The sequence below is a fragment of the Massilia sp. NBRC 108631 genome (assembly GCF_059704565.1).
Window position 1 is genome coordinate 1 of sequence record NZ_BAAKJE010000225.1, and the last position, 19,487, is coordinate 19,487.

The following is a 19,487-nucleotide window of genomic DNA, read 5'->3' on the forward strand; positions in this document are numbered from 1 at the left end:
GGCGGCGGCCACGCGCAAGGTGCCCACGCGCACCGCCTCGCCGCGCATGGCGCCGTCGTAGGCCAGCGCGGCGCCGCCGCCGGCCTGGCGCAGCGCAGGAAAGTCCGCGTCCCCCGCCACCACCCGCCCTGCGCTGTCGCGCACCACGAAATACACCGCGTCGGCGTCGCCGTTGCGCAGCACCTGCTCCGCCTGCGGCGGCAGGTCGATGCGCCAGGCGCCGTTGGCGGCCGACAGGCGCGCGCCCAGCGCGCCGGCGGCGTCGGACAGGCTCTGGTCGAAAGCGGTTTGCGCCGGCAGCCAGGCCAGCATATAGGTCAGTGCGCCGCCCGCCAGGTTGATCAGCAGGATGGGCGCGATCAGCCACTTCAGCAGGCGCAGCCGGATGCTAGGCATGCGGCGCCAGCTCCAGCATGTAGCCGAAGCCGCGTATGGTGCGGATCGAGACGCCGGCGTCGGCGATCTTCAGCCGCAGGCGGGAAATATAGACTTCCACCGCGTTCTGCGTCATGTCCTCGCCCCAGGGCAGGATGGCGTCGATGATCTGCTGCTTGGACACCACCCGCCCGCCGTGCTGCAGCAGGTATTCCAGCACCGCCCACTCGCGCGCCGACAGCTCGATGTAGCGCTCTTTCACGCGGGCGCGCTTGGTGCTGCTGTCCAGCGCCAGGTCGCCCATGGCCAGCGCGGCCGCCTTGGGCGCATGGCGCCGCGCCAGCGCGCGCACGCGCGCCACCAGTTCCGGCGTGGCGAAAGGTTTGACCAGGTAATCGTCGGCGCCCAGTTCCAGGCCGCGCACGCGGTCTTCGATGGCGTCGCGCGCGGTCAGCAGCAGCACCGGGATGGAACTGCCGCGCGCGCGCAGGCGGCGCACGACTTCGAAACCGTCGATGCCGGGCAAGCCGATGTCGAGCACCAGCACCGCCAGTTCGCCGGCCGTGCCGGGATGGTCGGCGTAGGCCGCGCCGGCGCGCTGCAGCAGCGCGTCGGCCTCGGTGCCGCTGCGCAGCACGTCCACCGCCATGCCATGGCCGCTCAGCACGCGCTGCAGGCCGTCGGCCAGCACCGCGTCATCTTCCACCAGTAGTACGTGCATAGCCTGCCTCATGATTGCGCGCGGTCAAGGCCGCGCCTGCAGGCACTATAAGGGCTGGCACGGCCGATGTACAGCCGTGCGGCGGGCCGGCGTCAGACGATGTTGCGGCGGCGGGTGCGCACCCGGCTGCCGCTGCCGTCGGTCATGGTGTAGGGCTTGACGATGGACAGGCGGTACATCAGCACGTCGCCCGCCACGCACACCATCAGCGGCACCATCAGCATGGCCGCGTCGATGCGCTCCATGCTGGCGGCGAAGCACACTTCGAAGAACAGCAAGGCGATCAGCACGCAGGTGGCGGTGGCCAGCGACAGGAAACACATGGCCTTCACCTGCTTCGGCTTGCGCTTGCCGGAGGCGACGAAATACGCGGCGCTGATGCAATGCACCAGCAGCAGCAGCGTGCTTCCCAGGTAGAAGTACAGCTTGGCGTCCATGGCGTCGATGACGGCTCTCCCTTCTTGTCACATCTTCATCATAGGAAATTCAAATTCCCACATGGAAAATTCTACCAAGAATGGCACGTTTCGCGTCGGAAAATCTCTCAAATAGTCACAAAGTGCCCAAATTTATTCACGCTGCGGTCACATTCGGCAGGCACCATTGCGTCATGGCAATTTTATGGCTCGAAACATTGATGAATACCCTATTCCGCCCGGTCATCGCGCTGATGCAGCGCCTGCGCCTGTTCCCCAAATTCCTGCTGGTGTCGCTGGTGTTCCTGCTGCCGCTGCTGCTGGTGACCACGCTGCTCATGCATGAATTGCACAAATCGCTGGAGGTGAGCGAGCGCGAGCAGCTGGGCGTGGCTTATATCGGGCAACTGCAGCAAGTGAGCCGGCTGGCCCAGCAGCACCGTGCGCTGGAGCGCCTGCGCCTGGCAGCGCGCCAGCCGCTCGACGGCGCCGCGCTGCGCGCCGATATCGAGGCGCGCCTGAAACGCCTGGACAGCTGGCAGCTGGACAGCCGGCCCGCCGCGGCCGGCCTGGCCGGGCTGCCGGCGTGGACGGCGGTGCGGCAAGCATGGCAAGCGCTGGCCGAACGCCAGCCGGCATCGGACGCCAGGGACAGCCTGGCGCTGCACGGTGCGCTGCTGGCCAGGCTGGCCAAACTGAGCGCGCTGGTGGCGGACCGCTCCAGCCTGAGCCTGGACCCGGAAGTGCAAACCCACTACCTGGTGGCCGCGTTCCAGAAGACGCTGCCGGAAGTGGCCGAGGACCTGTCCGTGATCGCCGCGCGCGGCGCCGCCTACATCGACACCGGCCTGTTCGAAGGCAACGAGGACCAACTGCTCAACGCCACCGCCATGCTGGCGCGCCACCAGCTGGAACGCCTGCCGGCGCAGGCCGACGCCATCTTGCTGCACAACCCGCAGCTGCAAGCGGCGCTGCAGCCGCACCTGGCCGCCATTCCCGCCGCGCTGGCGTTCCTGGAGCGCAACAAGAACGAAGTGAGCAACTCCTACAACCAGACCAGCGGCAAGGAATTCAGCGCCGCCGGCCACGAGGCGATCGGCAAGCTGTACGGCTTTGCGGCCGCGTCGGCCACGGCGCTGGACCGGCTGCTGGCCGAACGCCTGGCGCGCGACCGCCTGCGCCGCAACCTGATGCTGGGCGCCGTGGCCGCCGCGCTGGCCGTGGCCGCCGTGCTGTTCACCGGTTTCTACCTGTCTTTCTCGCGCGACGTGGGCACGCTGAACCGCGCCGTGCAGGCGGCGGCGGCCGGCGACCTGACCCTGGAAATCAGCTCCCCGGCGCGCGACGAGATCGGCGGCCTGGTCAACGCCTTCGGCGGCATGACGCAAGCGCTGGCCATGCTGGTGGACGATATCCGCAGCGGCGCCGGCCGCATCGCCGATGGCGCCGACGAACTGGCCAGCGGCAACACCGCGCTGTCCGGCCACACCGAAGCGCAAGCCGGCGACCTGTCGGCCACCGTGGCCTCGATGCGCGCGCTGACGGCCACCGTGCAGCGCAACGCCGCGCACGCCGAACGCGGGCGCAAGCTGGTGCAGGCCGCGTCCGACATCGCCCAGCAGGGCGGGCGCAGCGTGGCCGCCGTGGTCGAGACCATGGCCGGCATCCGGGCCAGCTCCGACAAGATCAGCGACATCATCGGCGTGATCGACGGCATCGCCTTCCAGACCAACATCCTGGCCCTGAACGCGGCGGTGGAAGCGGCCCGCGCCGGCGAACAGGGCCGCGGCTTCGCGGTGGTGGCGGGCGAAGTGCGCAGCCTGGCGCAGCGCTCGGCTGCCGCCGCGCTGGAAATCAAGAAGCTGATCGTCGATTCGGTGCGCGAAGTGGAGGCCGGCAGCGCGCTGGTGAACGCGGCCGGCGCCACCATGACGCAGGTGGTGAATTCGGTGCAGCAGACCGCCGCCATCATCGAACAGATCAGCGCCGCCGAGGCGGTGCAGCGCAGCGAAATCGAGCAAGTCGACCACGCCCTGGCCCGCATCGACGACATGACGCGCCAGAACGGCGCGCTGGTGCTGCAAGCCTCTGTCGGAGCGGACCGCCTGCACGAGGAGGCGGCCCAGCTCGGCGAAGCCGTCAGCCGCTTCCGGCTCGACGGCCAGCCGGCCGTGCTGGGAACCGTGGCGCCGCCCCTCGCCTGGAGCGCCAACCAGCCCACCATCGTGTCGCGCAAGCGCGCGCGCCTGCTCGGCTAGCCGGGAGCTTAGCCGGCGGGCAAGTCAGCAGGCTAACTTCCTGCGAACGGCGTGCCGATCAGGCCGACCGCCAGCTCCACCCACACCAGCGCCAGCAGCAGCGCCAGCCCAAGGCCCAGCGCCAGGCGCCGCTGCCGGGTGCGCAACAGCCGCGCCGCCGCCACGTAGGACAGGCCGGTCCCGGCCAGCAGCACGCCGGCAATGGCGAAGTCGGACCCGGTCCACGCCACCTCGTCGGTGAACTGCATCGCCACCAGCGGCACCAGCAGCAACAGCGCCGTTCCCAGCACCACCAGCAATACCTGCCAGCCGGCCGGCTGCGCCCCGCCCGGCGCGGCGCCCTTCCTCAGTGTGCCCATCTGCCCCTCCTTTTTGATTGAATTGCGTAGTCCAGGAGCCATCGTAATGCCGCTGTGTGAAGGCAGGATGCGCTGCGCGTGAAGCCGCCCATGATGCTTGCAGTAGGACTAGGCTGACAAGGCGCCATGCAACGAGCCTACACGGGGGCGCTGCCCCGTCTTATGTTCGTAAAGTACATACAGACCTAAAGTACTAACAACGCGATGGATAAAGTGGAGCGAGAACAGAAGCCCACCCGGACTCAGCAAAATCGAGCACAACCGGCATCCAGCGCTACTTTGTACTTAGCCTGTGAGGAATAAAATGAACAACACTCAACTTAGCGATACCGTCACACAGTCGCTCTCCCAGACGATGCCCGTAGGCTCGCGGGAATTCAAAGTTGCGTCCCGGCCGGTTGTCAGCTATAGCGGTACACAGCAGAACGAACTGCTGGCCGCCTTGCCTCGTGAAGTCCTGGAATCCCTGTTTGAACACCTGGAACTGGTGACCTTGCCATTTGGCAAGGAATTGTTTGAATTCGGCAGCAAGCTGGAAAACGTGTATTTCCCGACCACTGCCATAGTGTCCCTGCTGTACGTGATGGAAGACGGCGCCACCACCGAGATCGCCGTGGTAGGCCATGAAGGCGTGGTAGGCGTGTCGATGTTCCCCGGCGAGCGCGCCATGTGCAGCGCCGTGGTGCAAAGCGCCGGCTACGGCTACCGCCTGAAGGCGCAGCACCTGCGCGAAGCGTTCAACCAGGGCGGCGCCCTGCCCCAGCTGCTGATGCGCTACAACCATGCGCTGTTCGCGCAGATGGCGCAAAACGCCGTCGGCGGCCGCCACAGCTCGATCGAGCAGAAACTGTGCCGCTGGCTGCTGGACCGCCTGGACCGGTCGCTGAGCAACGAACTGAAGGTAACCCAGGAAATGATCTCCATCATGCTGGGCGTGCGGCGCGAGAGCATCACCGCGGCCGCCGGCAAGCTGCAGGAAGACGGCCTGATCACCTATCGCCGCGGCAACATCACCGTTATTGATCGTTCAGGCTTGGAACGCTACGCGGGCGAGTGCTATAAGGTGGCGAAGACGGAGTACGATCGCCTGCTGGTGGACGTGGCGGGCTGCTAGGCTCGCACTGCTCGGCGACACCGGCCCTGGCGCGCATCGGAATATGTACTTCGATACAAGTTCCCTTGTCGTTGCGGCCGCGGCGGATGGTCAGCGTGCCGCCCAGCAGCAGTGCCCGCTCGCGCATCCCCAGCAAGCCATGCGACATCGGCTTCACCAGCGTGTTCGATTCGATGCCCACACCATCGTCGATCACGCGCAGCACCAGCAAGTCTTCACTGCACTGCAGCGTCACGATCACCTTGGTGGCGCGCGCATACTTCCGGATATTGGTCAGCGACTCCTGCACGATGCGGAACAGCGCAATGGCCAGGCTGGAGTCGCGGCCCTTGGCCACGTTGTCGATATGGCTGGCGATATCGGTCTCGCACGGCAGCGCCGACATGCGGCTGAACTCGTCGCAATAGCTTTCGATGGCGGCGCACAAGCCCAGGTTGTCCAGCAGGCTGGGGCGCAGGTTCTCGATGATGCGGCGCTTCATTTCCACCGTGTCGAGCAACGTGGCGCGGGCGCGCTTGAGCTGGGAGGCCAGTTCGGGGTTGGTTTTCTGCAACTGGTGCATGACGGCGCCCAGGTCCATGCTGATCGACGTCAAATGCGCGCCCATCTCGTCGTGCAGTTCGCGCGACAGCCGCACTTTCTCTTCCTCGCTGATACTGATCAGGTGGCGCGACAGCACCGACAGCTGCTCGGTACGCTGGGCCACCATGGATTCGAGGTTGTCGTTCGACACCTGCAAGGCGTGCTCGACCGCCGCCTGGTTGCGGAAACTGCGCCGCACCAGTTGGTAGAACATGATCAGCACGAAGATGGCCACCGCGTTGATGCCGGTGCCCAGCAGCACGGCCTTCTGGTACTGGTGGTAGAAGCTGGCGCTGCGCGCGGCCAGCGTTTCATTCTGTTCCTGCACCATGATGACCACCAGCAGGCGCAGTTCGTCCATGGACGCGCGGTCGTCGGTGACCTTGGCGATGTTGACGATCTCTTCCAGGCCGCCGTGGCGATAGACTTCGATCGATTCGCCCATCAGGGCCAGCTTGCGCCGCACGATGGTGTGCAGCTGCGCCAGGTTTTTCAGCTGCGACGGGCTATCGGCCAGCAGCAGTTCCAGTTCCTTGAATTCGGTTTCCGTTTCCACCGTGACGGTGCGGGTTGGCCCCAGGTAGGATTCCTTGCCGGACACAAAGTAGCCGCGCATGCTGCTCTCGGCGTCGAGTACCAGCACGTTCAGGTACTGCAGCCGCTCAGCCACGCGCGAGGACTGGCTTAACAGGAAGTTGGCGCCCTTTAGCGACTGCAAGTTATGGAACAGGCTGAAGCCGTTCACGATCAGTATCAGTGCGCAAGTTACGCACAGTACGGTCTTGTACAGCGGCAGTCTGTGATGGGGCGCCGCGTCGACGGTGAAATACATCCTGATAGGCATCCTTTGCTAGATGAGCAGCCGTTATGGCAGGGCCATTATAGACCCTGCCGTTTTTTGCTGCGCCGCATCAGTTTCCTAACGTGCGCGCCAGGACGGGCGCTGTGCGCTAATCCAGCAGGTTGTTCTTCATAGCATAATAGGTCAGATCGCTGTTCGATTGCAGGCCCATTTTTTCCATGATGCGGGTGCGGTAGGTACTCACCGTTTTGATGCTGAGCGACAACGCCACGCCGATATCGCTGACCGTGGCGCCGCGCGCCAGGCGCAGGAACACCTGGAACTCGCGGTCCGACAGTTCGGTATGCAGCGCCGTGTTGGGGTCGCGGTCGAAACTCTGCGCCAGCAGTTCGCCCACTTGCGAGCTGACGTAGCGCCGGCCCTGGTGCACGGTGCGCACCGCCGTGATCAGCTCGTCGGCTTCGCACTCCTTGTTCAGATAGCCGTTGGCGCCCATCTTGAACAGGTTCAGCGCGTACTGCTGCGCCGGATAGCCGGACAGTATCAGCACCGGCAAGTCCGGCTGGCCCTGGCGTATGGTACGCAGGGTATCAATGCCGGACTGGTCCGGCATGGCGATGTCCAGCAACAGCACGTCGCATATCTCGCGGCGGGCAATGTCCAGCGCTTCGCGCCCGGTACTGCCCTCCGCCACTACACTGAAATCGTCCGCGGACGAAAAAATCTGCTTGAAGCCGGCTCTAACTATTTGATGATCGTCACATATGGCAACGCGTATCATGTGTTCCCTCGTGTCTTCCTTGCATGGGAAAGTCCCCGCGCTTCCGCTAACAAAATAATAATCTTATTATTGTAGCACTGCTATTCTACGCGAAAAAAAAGGCGCTTTGCGGCGCGCCCCTGGTGCCGCCCGCCCCGCGCCGCCCGGCTGCCCAGCAAACCGGTCAGCCAAGCAGGCCGAGGATGGCAAGCAGTTCGCTGCGTATCATGTCCCGGTCCAGCGGCGGCGGCACGGCCGGCGCTGCACGCTCATAGCCTCCATCATACCCTGCCTGCGCAGGATCGGCGCTGCGGCTATCTAGTTTGTTGCGCGCACCGCTGATGGTAAAACCTTGTTCGTATAACAGTTCCCGTATACGGCGTATCAGCAGCACCTCATGATGCTGGTAATAGCGCCGGTTGCCGCGCCGCTTGACCGGTTTGAGCTGGGTGAACTCCTGCTCCCAGTAGCGCAGCACATGCGGCTTCACGCCGCACAATTCGCTCACCTCGCCTATCGTGAAATAGCGTTTGGCTGGAATCGGCGGCAACACCACCAGTTCGGATTTGCCTGGCCTATCGTTCATGCTGCTGTCTCACTCAGGCGGCACGCGCCATGGGATTGCTTTCCTCGACCATGCTCTTCAGCTTCTGGCTGGCGTGGAAGGTCACCACGCGGCGCGCGGTGATCGGAATTTCCTCGCCGGTCTTGGGATTGCGGCCGGGACGCTGCGGCTTGTCGCGCAGCTGGAAATTACCGAAACCGGACAGCTTGACGGCCTCGCCGCGCTCGAGCGCGTTGCGGATCTCGTCGAAGAAGGTTTCCACCATGTCCTTGGCTTCACGCTTGTTCAGTCCAACCTGCTCGAACAGCAACTCTGCCAGCTCCGCCTTGGTCAGCGTGGGCATGTCCTTTTCCGCCTCCTGGCGCACCTTGGCCACCAGCATCGCGCTGTGCAGCTCGGCATCCAGGGCGGATTCGAGTACGGCGGTATCAACGTCGTTGTTATTAATTTTGCTGCCCTGCCTATAAAAAGAACGGGAATCCGGCGGCGGCCGGATTCCGGGATGGCATATTGCCCGCTGTGACTTACGGCCCGCTTAAGAGCGCAGTTTCGCGCCGTGCTTTTGCTGTGCCGACTCGGCCAGCGCACTCATCACAGCGTCCACTACGTCGTCCTGCAGGGTGTTTTGAGTATCTTGCAAGCTAAAGCGGAAAGCAAGCGATTTCTCGTCCGCTTCCAGCCCTTTGCCGCGATATTCATCAAACAAAACAATGGCTTGCACCAGCTTGCCGTGCGCGTGGCCGGCCAGCGCGGCGGCGAAAGCGTCAAGCAGATCCTGCGCCGGCACAGCCTGTTTGACGACCAGCGCCAGGTCGCGCGTGGCGCCCGGGAACTTGGAGATCTCGCTGTATTTTGGCACACTGCGTTGCTGCAAGGCAATTGCATCAACTTCGAACAAGACCGGCGCCTGCGGCAGGTCGTATTTCTGCAGCCAGCGCGGATGCAGCTCGCCGATAAAGCCGATCACCTTGCCGTCCAGTTCGATATTTGCCGAGCGGCCCGGGTGCAGCGCCGGGTGCGCGGCCTTGCTGAAGCGCAGCGTGGCCGGGGCGAACAGCTGCTCCAGGTCGGCCTTGACGTCGAAGTAGTCGACCAGGCGGGTATCCTGGCCCCACTGCTCGTCGGCCACCGGGCCGTAGGCCAGCGCGGCCACGCGTTGCGGCTGGCTGTAGCCCGCCACCGTCAGCGGGCCGTCCTGCACCGACGCATCGCGCTGGTAGATGGCGCCCAGCTCGAACACCCGCACGCGGCTGGCTTTGCGGTTCAGGTTGTAGCGCACATTGGCCACCAGGCTGCCGATCAGCGACGAGCGCATTACGCTCAGCTGGCTGGCGATCGGGTTCTGCAGCTTGATCGGATTGTCGTTGCCGCTGAAGTCCAGCTCCCACTGGGCTTCGACAAAGCTCATGTTGACCACTTCCTGGTAGCCGAGGTCGGCCAGCTGGTGGCGCACGGCGAACAGCGAACGGGTGTTTTCGGGCGCGATATGCATGGTGTTCGGCGCCACCGGCGCCACCGCCGGGATGTTCTCGAAGCCGTACACGCGGGCCACTTCCTCGATCAGGTCTTCCTCGATTTCGATGTCGAAACGGTAGGACGGCGCGCTCACCGAGAAGATGCTGTCGGCCAGGGTGAACTGCAGGCCCAGGCGGGTGAAGATGTCGGCCACCAGTTCGTCGGTCAGCGGCACGCCGATGACCTTCTGGGCGCGCGCGGTGCGCATCTGCACCGGCTTCGGCTGCGGCAGGTTGACGATCTGGTCGTCCACCGGGCCCACTTGCGTGGCGGGGGTGCCGCAGATTTCCACCAGCAGCGAGGTGATGCGCTCGATGTGCTCGACGGTGGTGGCGTAGTCCACGCCGCGCTCGAAGCGGTGCGCCGCGTCGGTCGAGAAGTTGTACTTGCGGGCCCGGCCCTGGATGGCGTTCGGCCACCAGAACGCCGCTTCCAGGTAAATCGACTCGGTGTCCAGCGACACGGCGGTGGCGTCGCCACCCATGATGCCGGCCAGCGATTCGAGTTCCTTGTCGTCGGCGATCACGCCGACCCACTCGTCCACCGCCACGGTGTTGCCGTTCAACAGCTTCAGCGTTTCGCCGGCCTTGCCCCAGCGCACGTCCAGGCCGCCGTGGATCTTGGCCAGGTCGAACACGTGGGTAGGACGGCCCAGCTCCAGCATCACGTAGTTGGAAATGTCCACCAGCGCCGACACCGCGCGCTGGCCGCTGCGCTCGAGGCGCTGCTTCATCCACTCCGGCGTGGCGGCCTTGGCGTTCAGGTTGCGGATCACGCGGCCGGAGAAGCGGCCGCACAGGTCCGGCGCCGAGATCTTCACCGGCAGCACTTCGCCCATCGTCACCGGCACGGTGCGGAAGGACGGCATGGTCAGCGGCACGCCGGTCAGCGCCGACACTTCGCGCGCCACGCCCAGCACCGACAGGCAGTCCGCCTTGTTCGGGGTCAGCTTGATGGTGAATTTCAGGTCGTTCAGCGCGTAGTAGTCGCGGAAGTTCTGGCCCACCGGCGCGTCGTCGGGCAGTTCCAGCAGGCCGGAGCCCTCTTCCGACAGCTTCAGTTCCTTGGCCGAGCACAGCATGCCCTGCGATTCGACGCCGCGCAGCTTGCCCACCTTGATTTCAAACGGCTTGCCGTCCGCACCCGGCGGCAGCACCGCGCCGGCCATGGCGCACACCACTTTCAGGCCGGGGCGCACATTGGGCGCGCCGCACACGATGTTGAGCAAGGTGCCGGTGCCGACGTCGACCTGGCACACGTTCAGGCGGTCCGCGTCCGGATGCTTGGCCATCTCGCGCACCTGGCCCACAACCACGTTGGAGAACGGCGGCGCGACCGGTTCGACTTCTTCCACTTCCAGGCCGGACATGGTCAGCATGTGCGCCAGTTCATCCGACGTCATTTTCGGATCGACAAGAGTGCGCAGCCAATTTTCAGAGAATTGCATAGTCGTGGTGCCTCAGTTGAACTGTTTCAGGAAACGCAGGTCGCCTTCGTAGAACAGGCGCAGGTCGTTGATGCCGTAACGCAGCATGGTCAGGCGCTCCAGGCCGGAGCCGAACGCGAAACCGATGTAGCGCTCGGGATCGAGGCCGAAGTTGCGCACCACCGACGGGTGCACCTGGCCGGAGCCGGACACTTCCAGCCAGCGGCCCTTCAATGGACCGCTGCCGAAGGCGATGTCGATCTCGGCCGACGGTTCGGTAAACGGGAAATATGACGGCCGGAAGCGCACCTGCAGGTCATCGGTCTCGAAGAAGGCCTTGACGAAGTTCAGGTACACACCCTTCAGGTCGGCGAAGCTGATGTCCTCGGCGATCCACAGGCCTTCGACCTGGTGGAACATCGGCGAGTGGGTGGCGTCGCTGTCGACGCGGTAGGTGCGGCCCGGCGCGATCACCTTGATTGGCGGCGTGTGGCTGCGCGCGTAGCGTACCTGCATCGGGCTGGTGTGGGTGCGCAGCAGCAGCGGCTTGCCGGCGCTGTCGTTGCCGTCCACGTAGAAGGTGTCCTGCATCGAACGGGCCGGATGGTTCTCCGGGCTGTTCAGGGCAGTGAAATTGGTCCAGTCGGTTTCGATCTCGGGGCCGCCGGCCACGTCGAAGCCGATCGAGCGGAAGATTTCCTCCACGCGCTCCCAGGTGCGCATGACAGGATGCAGGCCACCGCCGGCGCGGCCGCGGCCTGGCAAAGTGACGTCGATTTCTTCCGCGTTCAGGCGGGCTTGCAGCTGGGCTTCGGCCATGGCGTCGCGGCGCGCGGTCAGCGCGGCTTCGATCTGCACTTTGGCGGCGTTGATCAGCGCGCCCTGCGCTTTTTTCGCGTCCGGGTCGAGCTTGCCCAGGCCCTTCATCATTTCGGTGATCTGGCCGGTCTTGCCCAGATACTTGGCTTTGGCGTTCTCAAGTGCGGCGGCGTCTGCGGCGGCGATAAAGTCAGCACGTGCCGAGACGACCAGTTCTTCCAGGGAGTTCATGCAATATTCCTGTCTTGGAAATTAAAAACGGGGCACAGGTTCACACCTTGCCCCGCTCTCATGCGCTGCCGGAAGCAGCGCTACGCATCAAACGCTGATATTAGGCAGCGATTTGTGCTTTGACGGTGTTGACAATCGCGGCGAAGGCCGGCTTGTCCATCACAGCCATATCGGCCAGAACCTTACGGTCCAGCTCGATGTTCGCCTTCTTCAGACCGTTCATGAACACGCTGTACGTCACGCCATGCTCACGGGAAGCGGCGTTGATACGGGCGATCCACAGGCGGCGGAAGACGCGCTTCTTGTTACGGCGGTCACGGTATGCGTACTGGCCAGCGCGCATGACTGCTTGCTTGGCAATACGGTATACCTTGCTACGACGACCACGGTAACCCTTGGCCAGGTTTAATACTTTTTTATGACGGGCACGCGCAGTAACCCCACGTTTTACTCGAGGCATATTAGCTCCTTAAATGAGTGTGAGATTAAGCGGTAGGCATCATGCGCATGACGGACGTGACATCCGATGCGTTGATGTTACGGGTACCACGCAGCTGACGCTTGTTCTTGGTGGTCTTTTTGGTCAGGATGTGGCGCTTGAAAGCCATACCCGATTTAACAGTACCACCTGGACGCACGCGAAAACGCTTTTTCGCGGAGCTTTTGGTCTTCATTTTTGGCATAACACATCTGCCCTCTTACGGGCAGCTCCAAATTAACAGGATTGCAGGTGGCAGCACTACGCTGCGCTTAGAGGCCTGCTTTCACTTGTTGATGCAGCGGTCCGTCTTGCTGTTGGCCACTACATTTTGCGGAACGCGATTATACCCTAAGGTGTCCGCTATTCCGCAAATTCTTGTTTACTTCTTCTTTTTCGGCGCCAGGACCATGATCATCTGGCGGCCTTCCATCTTCGGGAACTGCTCGACCTGGCCGTACGGCTCCAGGTCAGCCTTCAGACGCTCGAGCATGCGGAAACCGATATCCTGGTGCGCCATCTCACGGCCGCGGAAGCGCAGCGTGATCTTGGTCTTGTCGCCGTCATCGAGGAACTTGATGAGGTTGCGCAGCTTGATATTGTAATCGCCGTCATCGGTGCCCGGACGGAATTTGACTTCCTTCACGGAGATGACTTTTTGCTTGAGCTTCGCTTCGTGGGCCTTCTTCTGCTCCGAATACTTGAACTTGCCGTAGTCCATCAGACGGCAGACTGGCGGGACCGCCGTCGGGGCGATCTCCACCAGGTCGACGTTCGCTTCTTCCGCCAGGCGGAAGGCTTCGGCCAGGCTCACGATACCGAGCGGTTCGTTGTCAACCCCGCTCAGACGCATTTCGGGAGCGGTGATTTCGCCATTGATGCGATGCGACTTGTCAGTAGCTATTGTAGTTTCCTTTAAAAATTCGATGATCGGCCGGTATGCGAGTTTCCTCGGGGTCAGGCTTTGTCGGCAACGTCCTTGAGGAGTCGCTCAACCAGGGAGTCGAGGGACATTACGCCCAGATCGACATTCCCACGTGCCCGCACGGCCACAGTGTTGGCATCCCGTTCCTTGTCGCCGACGACCAGAATGTACGGCAGTTTTTGGACGGAATGTTCGCGTATTTTATACGTAATCTTCTCGTTGCGCAAATCGGTCTGCACGCGGAAGCCCTGTTTGCGCAGCTTGGCGGCCACATCGTTCACATAATCGGCCTGCGCGTCGGAGATGTTGAGCACCGATACCTGCACCGGCGCCAGCCACATCGGCAGCGCGCCGGCGTAGTTTTCGATCAGGATGCCGATGAAGCGTTCCAGCGAACCGACGATGGCGCGGTGCAGCATGACCGGCACCTGGCGCGAGTTGTCGGCCGCCACGTATTCGGCGCCCAGGCGCTGCGGCATGAAGAAGTCGACCTGCATGGTGCCGACCTGCCAAGGGCGGCCCAGCGAATCCTTCAGGTGGTATTCGATTTTCGGGCCGTAGAAGGCACCCTCGCCCGGCAGCTCGGTCCATGCCACGCCGCAGGCGCGCAGGCCGGAACGCAGCGCCTCTTCGGCCTCGTCCCACACTTCGTCGGTGCCGATGCGGCTGTCGGGGCGCAGCGCCAGCTTGACGTCGATGTTGGTGAAGTCGAAGTCGGCGTACACCTCCATGGCCTGGGTGTGGAACGCCACCACTTCCGGCTCGATCTGCTCCTGCATGCAGAAGATGTGGCCGTCGTCCTGGGTGAAGCCGCGCACGCGCATGATGCCGTGCAGCGCGCCGGACGGCTCGTTGCGGTGGCACTGGCCGAACTCGCCGTAGCGCAGCGGCAGGTCGCGGTAGGAGCGCATATTGCTGTTGAAGATCTGCACGTGGCCCGGGCAGTTCATCGGCTTTAGCGCGTAGGAGCGGTTTTCCGACTCCGTCACGAACATGTTTTCGCGGTAGTTGTCCCAGTGGCCGGTCTTACCCCACAGGCTGGCGTCCAGGATCTGCGGCGCCTTCACTTCCTGGTAGCCGTTGACCTGGTATTTGTTGCGCATGTATTGCTCAACCTGCTGCCAGATGGTCCAGCCTTTCGGATGCCAGAACACCAGGCCGGGCGCCTCGTCCTGGAAGTGGAAAAAGTCCAGCTGCTTGCCCAGCTTGCGGTGGTCGCGCTTTTCCGCCTCTTCCAGCTGGAACAGGTACTGCTCCTGGTCTTCCTTCTTGGTCCAGGCGGTGCCGTAGACGCGCTGCAGCATCTCGTTCTTCGAGTCGCCGCGCCAGTAGGCGCCGGCCAGCTTCATCAGCTTGAACACTTTCAGCTTGCCGGTCGACGGCACGTGCGGGCCGCGGCACAAGTCGGTGAACTTGCCTTCCGAGTACAGCGACACATCCTGGTCGGCTGGAATCGAGGCGATGATCTCGGCCTTGTAGTGTTCGTTGATGGACTTGAAGTAGGCCACGGCCTCGTCGCGCGGCAGGACCTGGCGGGTGACCGGCTCGTCCTTCTTGGCCAGTTCGGCCATTTTCTTTTCGATCGCCACCAGGTCTTCCGGCGTAAACGGGCGCTTGTACGAGAAATCGTAGTAGAAGCCGTTTTCAATCACCGGGCCGATGGTCACTTGCGCGTCCGGGAACAGCTCCTTGACGGCGTAGGCGAGCAAGTGGGCGGTGGAGTGGCGGATCACGTCCAGGCCTTCCGGGTCGCGGTCGGTCACGATGGCCACGTCGGCATCCTGCTCGATCAGGAAGGAAGTGTCGACGACCTTGCCGTCAACCTTGCCGGCCAGCGCAGCCTTGCCCAGGCTGGTGCTGATATTGGAGGCCACCTGGGCCACCGTGACGGGCGCGTCGAACTGACGCACGGAACCATCGGGAAGTCGGACTGCAACCATCATGCTCTCCAGTCGGCAAAATGCCGGATAGTGGGTGAAACGGAAATATTGGGAAACTGCGAAACTGCGGACGAAAAAAAACGCGGGCTAGCCGCGTTTTCTTCCATGTGATAGCGTGAGAAAGCCGGTGACTAGCGTTACTTACTAACCTTGGTAGTAGTTCGCGGTGTCATAACCGGATTGCCTTTCTCGCTCTTACATAATGTTGGTGGTGGGCGGTGAGGAATTCGAATCCCCGACCCCTTGGATGTCGACCAAGTATTCTAACCAGCTGAACTAACCGCCCTTGTTTACTGCTCGCTTACTGCATACAACTGAAAAACCATCTTACTACATGTTCTGGTGGGCGGTGAGGAATTCGAATCCCCGACCCCTTGGATGTCGACCAAGTATTCTAACCAGCTGAACTAACCGCCCGAAGACCAGCATTATAGAGAGTGAAAATCGCTTCCGCAAGGGGCAAATGTGAAAACATTGCTCTAGCCCACTATGCTATATTCAGTTGTTACAGAAAACGCTAGAAACATGAAACAGTTGTTAACTTTTCTGGCCGCAGCGCTGTTCAGCCTGTGCGCCTGCGCCAGCGGCCACGGCACGCCGGCCGACGCCCTCGCCCTGGTCAACAAGACCGCCGCCTACCTGGCGGACCAGGGGCCGGCCAAGACCTTCTTCGAAGCCAGCAATCCCAAGGGCCGCTTCATCCACCGCGACCTCTATATCGTGATCTACGACGAGCATGGTAAGGTAATGGCGCACGGGGCCATTCCGCGCCTGGTCGGCCTCAACGTATACAACTACCGCGACGAGGACGACAAGTACTTCGTGCGCGAGATCCTGGACAAAGCCAGCAAAGGCCAGCAAGGTCCGGTCGACTATAAGTGGGTACACCCGACGACCCAGCAGATGCACGCCAAGTCGGCCTGGTTCCGCCAGGTGGGCCAATACATCATCACCTGCGGCACTTACAAATAACGCCTATGCACCTCGATACCGACACCGCCCACCTGCACGCGCACCGCGCGGGCGACGCCCAGCACAAACACTACACGGGAGACCGCAGCCTGAAAGTGCTGGGCTGGGCGGTGGCGCTCACGCTGGGCTTTGCCGGGGTGGAAGCGGTGTCCGGCTTCCTGGCCAATTCGCTGGCCCTGATCTCGGACGCCGGCCACATGGTGACCGACGCCGCCGCGCTGGGCCTGGCCCTGCTGGCGCAGCTGATCGCCAAGCGGCCGCCGTCGGCGCGCTACTCCTTCGGCTATGGCCGCGCCGAGGCGCTGGCCGCCTTCGTCAACGGCCTGCTGATGCTGGGCGTGGTGGGCTGGATCGTGTTCGAAGCCGTGCAGCGCTTCAGCGCGCCGCAGCAGGTGCAGGGCGGCATGGTGTTCGTGGTGGCGGGCATCGGCCTGGGCGTGAACCTGGCGGTGGCCTGGGTGCTGTCGCACGACAAGAAAAGCATGAACACGCGCGCCGCGCTGGTGCACGTGATGGGCGACTTGCTCGGTTCCATTGCCGCGCTGATTGCCGGCGCGGTGATCTGGTACACCGGCTGGATGCAGATCGATCCGCTGCTGTCCATCCTGGTGTCGCTGCTGATACTGAAGTCGACCGTGGAGATCCTGCGCGAGTCCTACCATCACCTGATGGAAGGCGTGCCCGGCCACATCGACTATCTGCAGGTGGGCGCGGACCTGGAACAGGTGGCGGGCGTGGCGTCGGTGCACGACCTGCACGTGTGGTCGATGTCCCCCGGCCAGCCTGCGCTGATCGGCCACATCGAGGTGCGCGACCTGCAGGACTGGCCGGCCATCCTGGCCGCCATCAAGGCCATGCTGCTGGCGCGGCATGGCATCGACCACGTGACGCTGCAGGCCGAACTGGCGGCCTGAGCGCAATCAGGAGCGGCGCGCTTCCAGCACGCCGCTGACTTCGGCGATCGCCGACAGGGCTTTTTGCAGCTGCGCGGTGGAGCCGATTTCAGCAGTGAAGGTCATGCGCGCCTGCCCTTTCGCGCTCTGCGTGTTGACGCCGATGACGTTGAGCTTTTCACGCGAGAAAATCTCGGAAATGTCGCGCAGCAGGCCCTGGCGGTCGCCCGCCAGCACGAAAATGCCGACCGGGTAGACGGTCTCGTTGACCGCGCGCCCCCATTCGGTGACGATGACGCGCTCCGGCGCCTTGGCGCGCATCTCGGCGAAGTTCTTGCACGTGGCGCGGTGGATCGACACGCCCTTGCCGCGCGTGACGAAGCCGACGATGCTGTCCGGCGGCGCCGGCTTGCAGCACTTGGCCAGCTGCGTCATCAGCCCGTCCGTGCCCACCACCAGCACGCCGGACTTGGCGCCCTGCTCCACGCTGGAGGCGCGGCTCTTGCCGAGCACCACCGCATCTTCCACTTCGACCGGCTCGCCCGTGTCGTGCAGCGCCTGCTCCACGTGGCGCAGGCTGAACTCTTCCTTGCCCACCGAGATGAACAGGTCGTCCACCTTGGCGAAGCCGAGCTTGTTCGCCAGCGCCTCCAGGTTGACCGCGGTCTTGCCTTCGCGCTGCAGCGATTTCTCCACCATGGCGCGCCCGTGCGACAGCGTTTCCTGCTGGTCGATGGCGTGGAACCAGGCACGGATCTTGGAACGGGTGCGGGTGGCCACCGTGTATTCGGGATTGAGCCAGTCGCGCGACGGCCCGGCCGTGCCGGGCGCGCCCTTGGCGGTAATGATCTCGCAGGTCTGGCCGTTCTTCAGCGCGGTGTTGAGCGGCACCATGATGCCGTCCACGCGCGCGCCGCGGCAACGGTGGCCCACGTCGCTGTGCAAATGGTAGGCGAAGTCGATCGGTGTGGCCCCCACCGGCAGCTCCAGCACGCGCGCCTGCGGCGTGAGCACGAAGATGCGGTCGTCCAGCGAGGCGGACTTGAGCTTTTCCACCCATTCGCGCTGCACTTCCTCCTGGCCCACCACGGTGTCGGCCACGTCCGATTTCCAGGCCAGCAGCTGGCGCAGCCAGGCGATCTTTTCGTCGTACTTCTGGCCCTGGAAGTTGGAACCGCCCTCCTCCTTGTAGCGCCAGTGCGCGGCCACGCCGTATTCGGCGAAGTTGTGCATTTCCTGGGTGCGGATCTGCACTTCCAGCGGGCGGCCGTCGTCGGCCGTCACCACCGTGTGCAGCGAGCGGTAGCCGTTCGGCTTGGGCCGCGAGATGTAGTCGTCGAATTCTTTCGGGATCGGGGTCCAGATGTTGTGCACCACGCCCAGCACGGTGTAGCAGGTCTTGACGTCGTCGACGATGACGCGGAAGGCGCGCACGTCGTACAGCTCCGTGAAGTCCAGCTCCTTGCCGCGCATCTTGCTCCAGATCGAGTAGATGTGCTTGGGCCGGCCGAACACTTCAGCCTTGATGCCTGCGCTGTTGAGCTCGTTCTGCAGGCGCGTGATGGAGGACGACACGAAGCCTTCGCGCATCATGCGCTTTTCTTCCAGCATCTTGGCGATGCGCTTGTACGCATCCGGTTCGATGAAGCGGAACGACAGGTCTTCCAGCTCCCATTTCAGCTGCCAGATGCCGAGCCGGTTGGCCAGCGGCGCGTACAGGTCCAGCGTTTCGCGGCCGTAGCTGTGGGTCACCTCGTCAAAACGCTTGATGTCGGCGAAATAGCGCAAGGTGGTCACGCAGGAGGCCAGGCGCACCAGCACCACGCGCATGTCGCTGGCCATGGCCAGCAGCATCTTGCGCAGCGTTTCCACTTGCGCCACGGCCTGCTGGGCCGCGTTCTTGCCGCGCCCGGGCGTGCCGGAAGGCTGGGTCTGGGTCAGCTCGCGCAGGCGGATCAGCTGGCGCACGCCGCTGACCAGTTCAGCCACGGCGGGACCGAAACGGGGTTCGATATTCGGGGCCTGGGATGGATCGAGCAGGGTTGCCTCGAACATCAGGCCGGCGATGCGGGTTTCCGCATCGATACGCAGGAAGGCCAGCGTGCTCGCGACGCCGACGGCGAACTCGAACGCACTCTGGCCGCTGCTGCAGGTCTTGTCGCCATACGCTGCGCTGGCCAGGTCAAGCGCGGCCAGCACCCGCGCGCCGTCTTCGGCCGACAGGCCCTGGACCAGCTGGTCCGACGTTGCGCTGTTGAGCGCTGCGATAGAAACCATGATACCTCTTACTTTGTTGAATCATCCCCGCAGTTGCGGGGTTATGCTTGTTGCCCACT

The 19,487-nt window shown here is 63.6% G+C and carries 19 protein-coding genes and 2 tRNA genes; 4 read left to right on the forward strand and 17 right to left on the reverse strand.

Annotated features, from left to right (window positions below):
- The 3 genes from AC6H42_RS24400 to AC6H42_RS24410 form a co-directional block, all read right to left on the reverse strand.
- A partial coding sequence (locus AC6H42_RS24400) for a sensor histidine kinase N-terminal domain-containing protein (protein WP_497549162.1) occupies positions 1 to 396 on the reverse strand: 396 nt, incomplete at its 3' end.
- Complete coding sequence (locus tag AC6H42_RS24405) at positions 389 to 1,096, reverse strand: response regulator transcription factor (RefSeq protein WP_057157018.1); 708 nt, start codon at positions 1,094 to 1,096, stop codon at positions 389 to 391. The genes AC6H42_RS24405 and AC6H42_RS24400, both read right to left, overlap by 8 nt.
- 92 nt (positions 1,097 to 1,188) lie before the next feature.
- A complete protein-coding gene (locus tag AC6H42_RS24410; protein ID WP_057157017.1) occupies positions 1,189 to 1,533 on the reverse strand; it encodes a hypothetical protein in 345 nt (114 codons plus the stop codon).
- Positions 1,534 to 1,733: 200 nt separating this feature from the next.
- Here AC6H42_RS24410 and AC6H42_RS24415 point away from each other — a divergent pair, with 200 nt between their 5' ends.
- Positions 1,734 to 3,770, forward strand: coding sequence for a methyl-accepting chemotaxis protein (locus AC6H42_RS24415; protein WP_057157016.1), 2,037 nt, complete (start codon positions 1,734 to 1,736; stop codon positions 3,768 to 3,770).
- A 32-nt stretch (positions 3,771 to 3,802) separates the two neighbouring features.
- Here AC6H42_RS24415 and AC6H42_RS24420 read toward each other — a convergent pair whose 3' ends face one another.
- Entirely contained in the window at positions 3,803 to 4,129 is a 327-nt protein-coding gene (locus AC6H42_RS24420) for a hypothetical protein (protein WP_497549163.1), read from the reverse strand.
- A 304-nt stretch (positions 4,130 to 4,433) separates the two neighbouring features.
- On the opposite strand from AC6H42_RS24420, the gene AC6H42_RS24425 reads away from it, so the two are divergent.
- Positions 4,434 to 5,243, forward strand: a complete 810-nt coding sequence (locus AC6H42_RS24425; RefSeq protein WP_082552019.1) for a Crp/Fnr family transcriptional regulator — start codon at positions 4,434 to 4,436, stop codon at positions 5,241 to 5,243.
- Here the strand turns inward: AC6H42_RS24425 and AC6H42_RS24430 are convergent.
- The 12 genes from AC6H42_RS24430 to AC6H42_RS24485 all read right to left on the reverse strand — a co-directional run bounded on the left by AC6H42_RS24430 (position 5,146) and on the right by AC6H42_RS24485 (position 15,703).
- Positions 5,146 to 6,657: a sensor histidine kinase gene (locus AC6H42_RS24430; protein WP_057157012.1), complete on the reverse strand. Its 1,512-nt coding sequence runs from the start codon at positions 6,655 to 6,657 to the stop codon at positions 5,146 to 5,148. The genes AC6H42_RS24425 and AC6H42_RS24430 overlap by 98 nt on opposite strands.
- A 118-nt stretch (positions 6,658 to 6,775) precedes the next feature.
- Positions 6,776 to 7,408: a response regulator gene (locus AC6H42_RS24435; RefSeq protein ID WP_056391326.1), complete on the reverse strand. Its 633-nt coding sequence runs from the start codon at positions 7,406 to 7,408 to the stop codon at positions 6,776 to 6,778.
- 163 nt (positions 7,409 to 7,571) lie between these two features.
- A complete protein-coding gene (locus tag AC6H42_RS24440) occupies positions 7,572 to 7,973 on the reverse strand; it encodes a MerR family transcriptional regulator (RefSeq protein ID WP_497549164.1) in 402 nt (133 codons plus the stop codon).
- 13 nt (positions 7,974 to 7,986) lie between these two features.
- A complete protein-coding gene (locus AC6H42_RS24445; RefSeq protein ID WP_057157010.1) occupies positions 7,987 to 8,334 on the reverse strand; it encodes an integration host factor subunit alpha in 348 nt (115 codons plus the stop codon).
- Positions 8,335 to 8,487: 153 nt separating this feature from the next.
- Positions 8,488 to 10,914 (reverse strand): phenylalanine--tRNA ligase subunit beta, encoded by a 2,427-nt coding sequence (gene pheT, locus AC6H42_RS24450; protein WP_057157009.1) that lies wholly within the window; start codon positions 10,912 to 10,914, stop codon positions 8,488 to 8,490.
- Positions 10,915 to 10,926: 12 nt separating this feature from the next.
- On the reverse strand, positions 10,927 to 11,943 hold the full coding sequence (gene pheS, locus AC6H42_RS24455; RefSeq protein ID WP_057157008.1) for a phenylalanine--tRNA ligase subunit alpha: 1,017 nt from the start codon (positions 11,941 to 11,943) through the stop codon (positions 10,927 to 10,929).
- Positions 11,944 to 12,043: 100 nt separating this feature from the next.
- Complete coding sequence (rplT, locus tag AC6H42_RS24460) at positions 12,044 to 12,403, reverse strand: 50S ribosomal protein L20 (protein ID WP_028833836.1); 360 nt, start codon at positions 12,401 to 12,403, stop codon at positions 12,044 to 12,046.
- 25 nt (positions 12,404 to 12,428) lie between these two features.
- A complete protein-coding gene (gene rpmI / locus AC6H42_RS24465) occupies positions 12,429 to 12,626 on the reverse strand; it encodes a 50S ribosomal protein L35 (RefSeq protein ID WP_008449407.1) in 198 nt (65 codons plus the stop codon).
- Positions 12,627 to 12,803: 177 nt separating this feature from the next.
- Positions 12,804 to 13,349 (reverse strand): translation initiation factor IF-3, encoded by a 546-nt coding sequence (gene infC / locus AC6H42_RS24470; protein ID WP_307188299.1) that lies wholly within the window; start codon positions 13,347 to 13,349, stop codon positions 12,804 to 12,806.
- 29 nt (positions 13,350 to 13,378) lie between these two features.
- On the reverse strand, positions 13,379 to 15,286 hold the full coding sequence (gene thrS / locus AC6H42_RS24475; RefSeq protein ID WP_057157006.1) for a threonine--tRNA ligase: 1,908 nt from the start codon (positions 15,284 to 15,286) through the stop codon (positions 13,379 to 13,381).
- Between the two features lie 209 nt (positions 15,287 to 15,495).
- A tRNA-Val gene (locus AC6H42_RS24480) sits at positions 15,496 to 15,572 on the reverse strand.
- Between the two features lie 54 nt (positions 15,573 to 15,626).
- Positions 15,627 to 15,703 (reverse strand) — tRNA-Val (locus AC6H42_RS24485).
- Positions 15,704 to 15,811: 108 nt separating this feature from the next.
- Here AC6H42_RS24485 and AC6H42_RS24490 point away from each other — a divergent pair.
- Both AC6H42_RS24490 and AC6H42_RS24495 read left to right on the forward strand, forming a co-directional pair.
- A complete protein-coding gene (locus AC6H42_RS24490) occupies positions 15,812 to 16,258 on the forward strand; it encodes a cache domain-containing protein (RefSeq protein WP_162249930.1) in 447 nt (148 codons plus the stop codon).
- Between the two features lie 5 nt (positions 16,259 to 16,263).
- Positions 16,264 to 17,172 carry a cation diffusion facilitator family transporter gene (locus AC6H42_RS24495; protein WP_057157004.1) on the forward strand — a complete coding sequence of 303 codons (909 nt, stop codon included), beginning with the start codon at positions 16,264 to 16,266 and terminating at the stop codon, positions 17,170 to 17,172.
- Positions 17,173 to 17,178: 6 nt separating this feature from the next.
- Here the strand turns inward: AC6H42_RS24495 and AC6H42_RS24500 are convergent, their stop codons facing one another.
- Positions 17,179 to 19,428: a RelA/SpoT family protein gene (locus AC6H42_RS24500; protein ID WP_057157003.1), complete on the reverse strand. Its 2,250-nt coding sequence runs from the start codon at positions 19,426 to 19,428 to the stop codon at positions 17,179 to 17,181.
- Positions 19,429 to 19,487 lie beyond the last annotated feature (59 nt).

Excerpts from the sequence above, each read along its gene's own strand:
- AC6H42_RS24490 (WP_162249930.1), top strand. The coding sequence starts at position 15,812 with ATGAAACAGTTGTTAACTTTTCTGGCCGCAGCGCTGTTCAGCCTGTGC.
- pheT (WP_057157009.1), bottom strand. The coding sequence starts at position 10,914 with ATGCAATTCTCTGAAAATTGGCTGCGCACTCTTGTCGATCCGAAAATG.
- AC6H42_RS24415 (WP_057157016.1), top strand. The coding sequence starts at position 1,734 with ATGAATACCCTATTCCGCCCGGTCATCGCGCTGATGCAGCGCCTGCGC.
- AC6H42_RS24495 (WP_057157004.1), top strand. The coding sequence starts at position 16,264 with ATGCACCTCGATACCGACACCGCCCACCTGCACGCGCACCGCGCGGGC.
- AC6H42_RS24420 (WP_497549163.1), bottom strand. The coding sequence starts at position 4,129 with ATGGGCACACTGAGGAAGGGCGCCGCGCCGGGCGGGGCGCAGCCGGCC.
- AC6H42_RS24405 (WP_057157018.1), bottom strand. The coding sequence starts at position 1,096 with ATGCACGTACTACTGGTGGAAGATGACGCGGTGCTGGCCGACGGCCTG.
- AC6H42_RS24430 (WP_057157012.1), bottom strand. The coding sequence starts at position 6,657 with ATGTATTTCACCGTCGACGCGGCGCCCCATCACAGACTGCCGCTGTAC.
- AC6H42_RS24500 (WP_057157003.1), bottom strand. The coding sequence starts at position 19,428 with ATGGTTTCTATCGCAGCGCTCAACAGCGCAACGTCGGACCAGCTGGTC.
- thrS (WP_057157006.1), bottom strand. The coding sequence starts at position 15,286 with ATGGTTGCAGTCCGACTTCCCGATGGTTCCGTGCGTCAGTTCGACGCG.
- AC6H42_RS24425 (WP_082552019.1), top strand. The coding sequence starts at position 4,434 with ATGAACAACACTCAACTTAGCGATACCGTCACACAGTCGCTCTCCCAG.
- AC6H42_RS24410 (WP_057157017.1), bottom strand. The coding sequence starts at position 1,533 with ATGGACGCCAAGCTGTACTTCTACCTGGGAAGCACGCTGCTGCTGCTG.
- rplT (WP_028833836.1), bottom strand. The coding sequence starts at position 12,403 with ATGCCTCGAGTAAAACGTGGGGTTACTGCGCGTGCCCGTCATAAAAAA.
- pheS (WP_057157008.1), bottom strand. The coding sequence starts at position 11,943 with ATGAACTCCCTGGAAGAACTGGTCGTCTCGGCACGTGCTGACTTTATC.
- AC6H42_RS24435 (WP_056391326.1), bottom strand. The coding sequence starts at position 7,408 with ATGATACGCGTTGCCATATGTGACGATCATCAAATAGTTAGAGCCGGC.
- rpmI (WP_008449407.1), bottom strand. The coding sequence starts at position 12,626 with ATGCCAAAAATGAAGACCAAAAGCTCCGCGAAAAAGCGTTTTCGCGTG.
- AC6H42_RS24445 (WP_057157010.1), bottom strand. The coding sequence starts at position 8,334 with ATGCTGGTGGCCAAGGTGCGCCAGGAGGCGGAAAAGGACATGCCCACG.
- AC6H42_RS24440 (WP_497549164.1), bottom strand. The coding sequence starts at position 7,973 with ATGAACGATAGGCCAGGCAAATCCGAACTGGTGGTGTTGCCGCCGATT.